General features: G+C 69.7%; 5 protein-coding genes. 2 read left to right on the top strand and 3 right to left on the bottom strand.

Features of this window, described 5'->3' with window-relative positions:
• Nucleotides 1-8: 8 nt before the first annotated feature.
• On the bottom strand, nucleotides 9-1,346 hold the full coding sequence (locus ACLFQI_RS11520; protein WP_410759472.1) for an SLC13 family permease: 1,338 nt from the start codon (nucleotides 1,344-1,346) through the stop codon (nucleotides 9-11).
• 310 nt (nucleotides 1,347-1,656) lie between these two features.
• Here ACLFQI_RS11520 and ACLFQI_RS11515 point away from each other — a divergent pair, with 310 nt between their 5' ends.
• Nucleotides 1,657-2,283, top strand: coding sequence for a precorrin-8X methylmutase (locus ACLFQI_RS11515; protein WP_410759470.1), 627 nt, complete (start codon nucleotides 1,657-1,659; stop codon nucleotides 2,281-2,283).
• 98 nt (nucleotides 2,284-2,381) lie between these two features.
• Here the strand turns inward: ACLFQI_RS11515 and ACLFQI_RS11510 are convergent, their stop codons facing one another.
• Complete coding sequence (locus tag ACLFQI_RS11510; RefSeq protein WP_410759468.1) at nucleotides 2,382-3,182, bottom strand: cobalt-precorrin-6A reductase; 801 nt, start codon at nucleotides 3,180-3,182, stop codon at nucleotides 2,382-2,384.
• A gap of 164 nt (nucleotides 3,183-3,346) precedes the next feature.
• On the opposite strand from ACLFQI_RS11510, the gene cobM reads away from it, so the two are divergent.
• Entirely contained in the window at nucleotides 3,347-4,117 is a 771-nt protein-coding gene (cobM, locus tag ACLFQI_RS11505) for a precorrin-4 C(11)-methyltransferase (RefSeq protein ID WP_410759466.1), read from the top strand.
• Here cobM and cobF read toward each other — a convergent pair whose 3' ends face one another.
• Complete coding sequence (cobF, locus tag ACLFQI_RS11500; protein WP_410759464.1) at nucleotides 4,118-4,882, bottom strand: precorrin-6A synthase (deacetylating); 765 nt, start codon at nucleotides 4,880-4,882, stop codon at nucleotides 4,118-4,120.
• Between the last annotated feature and the right edge of the window lie 54 nt (nucleotides 4,883-4,936).

Here is a 4,936-nt window from a genome sequence, read left to right as displayed (position 1 = left end):
TTATGGAATCACAGATACTCGCCCAGCCCCCAGGCCAACAGCGCCGCCAGCGCGAACAGCAGGGGCAGGACCGCCGCGCTGACCCCGAGACCCGCGCGCAGCATGGCGCGCTGTGGCACCTGACCGCTGCCGAAGACGATCGCATTCGGCGGCGTGGCGACCGGCAGCAGGAAGGCGCAGGAGGTCGCCAGGGCAACGAGTATGGCGATCGCCACGCTGTCGATCTGCGGCGCCAGCCCGATGAACAGCGGGATCAGCAGGGCCGCGCTGGCGGTATTGCTGGCGACCTCGGTCAGCGCCATCGCGAACAGCACCAGCAGTATCAGGCTCAGCACCACCGGCATGGCCCCGAACGGCCCGGCGAGCAAGCCCGCCAGCCAGGCCCCGGCGCCGCTCGTCTCCAGGATCAGGCTCAGCGTCAGCCCGCCGCCGAACAGCAACAGCACGCCCCAGTCGGTGCGCTCGGCGAGCGCGCGCCAGGGCGCCAGGCCGAGGGCATGCAGCGCGATCAGCGCGAGCAAGGCCACCGCCGCGTCATAGCCCTTGCCGATCTGCAGCCAGTCGGCGAGCGGTCCGCCGAATACCCAGGCGAGCACGGTGCTCGCGAACACCAGCAGCATCAGCCACTGCGCCCGGCCCCAGCGCAGCGGCTCGCCGACCGGCTCGACCCGACCGGCGAGCTGCGGCCGCAGGCTCAGGCGCAAGGCAAGCTCCATCAGCGGCAGCATCAGGATCACCAGGGGCACGCCGATCAACAGCCAAGCGGCGAAGCCGAGGCCGGTATTCGCCGCCGCGATGGCGTTCGGCGGACTGCCAACCAGGGTGCCGATGCCGCCGATATTGGCGGCGAAGGCGATGCCGAGCAGCACATAGATGCGCGTGTTGCGCTCGGTCTCGGCTGGCAGGGTGGCGAGCAGGCCGAGCGCCAGCGGCAGCATCATCGCCGCCGTCGCGGTGTTGCTGATCCACATCGACAACAGCGCGGTGAGCCAGAACAGCGCCCGCGCCGCGCGGCCCAGTCCGGGACCGGCGCGGCGCACCACCCAGGTCGCGAGCCAGCGGTCCAGGCCTTGCTCGCGCAGGCCGGCGGCGAGCGCGAAGCCGCCGAGGAACAGGAAGATCACCGGATCGGCAAAGGTCGCCAGGGCCTGATCCAGCGGCATGAGCCCGCTCGCGGTGGCGAGCACCGGCACCAGCAGCGCGGTGACGCTCAGATGCAGGGCCTCGCTGAGCCAGAGCCAGGCGATTGCGGCGAGGATCGCGAGTCCGCTCGCGACCTCGCCGAGCAGCGGGCCGGCACCGAGTTCAAGGCCAAGATAGAGTGCGAAGGCGATGAGGAGATTCATCAGCGGTCGAGCAAAAAGCTGCCAGCATAGGCGAAGGAGGCCGATGCTGGCTAGGGATCCCTCTCTGCGCGGCTGTCGGCTGCTGTCGCGCGAGGAATGGCTCGCCTTGGCGTTGGGCGTTGGCATTGAACAGCGGCTAGCCAGGCCAGTGGCGCGCCGGTATATTGGCCGCCGCTGTCGCCATTCAAACCGGTTCCGGGATCCGGACCCCCGAGGGACCCCGAGCCCGAGCAGCACGCACGCTGCGTCTTGAGATTCTTCAGCCTCGCGCCCGCGCGAGCGACATCGGACCGCCTACCAGAGACCCGCCATGCTCGATTACAACCGCGATGGGGCCGCGATCTACCGCGAATCCTTCGCCATCATCCGCGCCGAGGCCGATCTGGCGCGCTTTCCCGCCGACTTGGAACCGGTCGCCGTGCGCGTCGTGCATGCGTGCGGCATGCCCGATGCCGCCGACGATCTGCTGTTCTCCGCCGATGCCGGTGGCGCCGGACGGGCGGCGCTGGCGGCTGGCGCGCCCATCCTCTGCGACAGCCGGATGGTCGTCGAAGGCGTGATCCGCGCTCGATTACCGGCCGCGAATCCGGTCCTCTGCACCCTCGCTGATCCGCAGACGCCGGCATTGGCAGCGCAGCTCGGCAACACCCGCACCGCCGCCGCGCTGGAGCTGTGGCGCCCGCACCTGGCCGGTGCCGTCGTGGTCATCGGCAATGCCCCGACCGCGTTGTTTAGGCTGCTGGAACTGCTCGATGCTGGGGCGCCACGGCCGGCGCTGATCCTTGGCTTCCCGGTCGGCTTCGTCGGCGCGGCCGAGTCGAAGGCGGCGCTTGCCGAGGATAGTCGCGGAGTGCCCTATGTCACGCTGCGCGGGCGGCGCGGCGGGAGTGCCATGGCCGCGGCGGCGGTGAATGCGCTGGCTCAGACCGAGCTGTAAAGCCATTCGCCCTGCCGCGCGGACACCAACTTCCCGTGGAATCTGAGCTGCTGGGTCAGGGGTGTCCGGCAATCCGGTCGAGCGGCGATAAGCGACGGTCAGTCGCTCGGTTTCGAGACATTGGTGTCGAGCCAAGCCAACGCGGCTTGCACATCGGTGGCCAGCGTTGTTGGCGGCCGTGGCGCCCGCTGGCGCATGATCACGCGCACACCGAGTTCGCGCGCGGCGCGGAGCTTGGCGGCCGTCGCCGCGCCGCCGCTATTCTTGCAGACGATCGTGTCGATGCGCTCGTCGGCGAGCAGCGCGCGCTCGTCGACGAGGGTGAAAGGGCCGCGCGCGAGCAGCACCCGGGCATCCTTGAACGCGGGCAGCGGGCGGGGTGCGCTGACGGCGCGGATCAGGAAAGAGACGGCGTCGAGTGCGGCGAACGGGGCAAGCTCTTGGCGGCCGACGGCGAGCAGCACGCGGCGCGCACCGCTGCGTTGCAGGGCCGCGACCGCCGCCGGCCAATCGTCGATCTGCTGCCAGTCATCGCCCGGCTGCGGTTGCCAGGCTGGCCGTTCCAGCCGCAGCAGCGGCAGCCCCAGCGCGTCACAGGCCGCAGCCGCGTTCCAGCCCATGGTCGCCGCGAAGGGGTGGGTAGCGTCGATCACCGCGTCCAGGCGCTGCGCGCGGAGATAATCGATCAGCCCCGGGATGCCGCCAAAGCCGCCGATGCGAGATTCCCCGCACGGTCGTCGCGGCTGCTCGGTGCGCCCGGCCAGCGAGCTGACCACCCGGAGGTCGGACCGCTCGCTCAGTGCCTCGGCGAGCGCGTAGCCCTCGGTGGTGCCGCCGAGGATCAAGAGACCTCGCACGCCGCGAGCGAGCGGTTCTGGCGGGCTTCGATCTGTGCGCATCGGTCTGTCGTCGCGCTCCTGGATTATTGATACCCTTGCGAACCGAGCAAGGGCATGCGAACGATTCGATCCAAACGGGACGAGAGCAGCAGGTATCAGCATCATGCAATCTAGTCAACGCCACGGCTTGCCCTGGCCTCCAAGCCGCGACCTGGGACGGCGTCATGGGTAAGGTCTGGTTCGTCGGTGCCGGCCCCGGCGCGCCGGACCTGATCACGGTGCGCGGCACGCGGCTGCTGGCCGAGGCCGGCGCCATCCTCTACACCGGCTCGCTGGTCGCCGAGACCGCCTTGCAATGGGCGCAGCCAGGATGCGAGATCGCCGACTCCAAGTCCATGGACCTGGATCAGGTCGGCGCCTGGTTGCTGGAGCGAGTGCAGCGGCATGCGACCGTGGTGCGCTTGCAGACCGGCGATCCGTCGCTCTACGGCGTGATCCCGGAGGTGGCACGGCCATTGGATCAGGCGCAGATCCCGGTCGGCATCTGCCCCGGGGTCTCCTCGGCCTTCGCCTCGGCGGCCGCGGCCGGAGAGTGCCTGACCCTGCCCGAGGTCACCCAGACCGTGATCTTCACGCGCCTCGCCGGGCGCACCCCGATGCCGGAGCGCGAGTCGCTGCAGGCGCTGGCCGCGCACGCTTGCAGCCTGTGCATCTTCCTCTCGATCGAGCGCATCGCCGAGGTGGCCAGGATTCTCCAGGCGGCCGGTTGGGCAGCGACGGCGCCGGTGGTGGTGGTGCACAAGGCGACCTGGCCTGGCGAGGAGCAGGTGCTGCGCGGCACCGTCGCCGACATCGCCGAGCGTTGCCGCGCCGCCGGCATCGAGCGCCAGGCGATGATCCTGGTCAGCCCGGCGCTCGGTGCCCGTCAGCGCCCCGATCTGAAACCGTCGAAGCTCTATGACGCCGCCTTTCCGCGGCGCTTCCGAGGTGGTTGATCAGCGCCGGCGGCGCAGCAGATAGGTGTCCATGATCCAGCCGTGCGCATCGCGCAGGCGCGCGCGCCGTTCCAGCAGCTCGTCGCGGACCTCATCGATCGGGCCGGCGGCGATGGCCTGGTCCTCGCAGCCGAGATAGGCGCCCCAATAGATGTCGAGATCCTGCCCGGTGAGATGCTGGAACTCGGCATGGTTGTCCAGCATCACGACGCTGTTGTGGATCTCCGCCGGGTCCTGCTGGCCGATCGCCCGGCCGGTGGTGAGGGTGATGGACTCGCCGATGCGGTTGACCGGAATGCGATGCGCGGCGGTCAGCGCCTGCACCGCCGTGATGCCGGGGATCACGACCAGCTCCAGTCGCTCCGGTGACTCGGCGACCAGTTCGCTCACAATGCTGACGGTCTGATCGTAGAGCGAGGGATCGCCCCAGATCAGGAAGGCCCCGCGCTCGCCCGCGGCCAGCTCCTGCTCGATCATCTCGGCGATCAGCACGCGCTTGCGTGCATGCCACTGCTGCACGCCTTCGCGATAACCGCCGGCGTCCATCCGTCGCGGCGGGCTCGTGCGCGTGGCGATGCGTGGGTTGGCGTCTGGCAGATAACGCGCCAGGATCGCCTGCCGGGCCTCGATCAGGGTTTCCTTGCCGCGCCCGTCCTTCTCCAGCATGAAGAAGCAGTCGATGGTGCGCAGGGCCTCGATGGCCTGCATGGTCAGATATTCCGGTCCGCCGGGACCGATGCCGATCAGATAGAGGGTCTTTTTCATGCCGGCGATTATGCGGCAATTTGGCGCTCGATGCGGCGCATCATCCGGCGGCCA

The sequence above is a fragment of the Halochromatium sp. genome, from assembly GCF_046541315.1.
Taxonomy (GTDB): Bacteria; Pseudomonadota; Gammaproteobacteria; order Chromatiales; family Chromatiaceae; genus Lamprobacter.
Note: the sequence above shows the minus strand (reverse complement) of the source record. Positions and strands in the feature narration are given on the sequence as shown.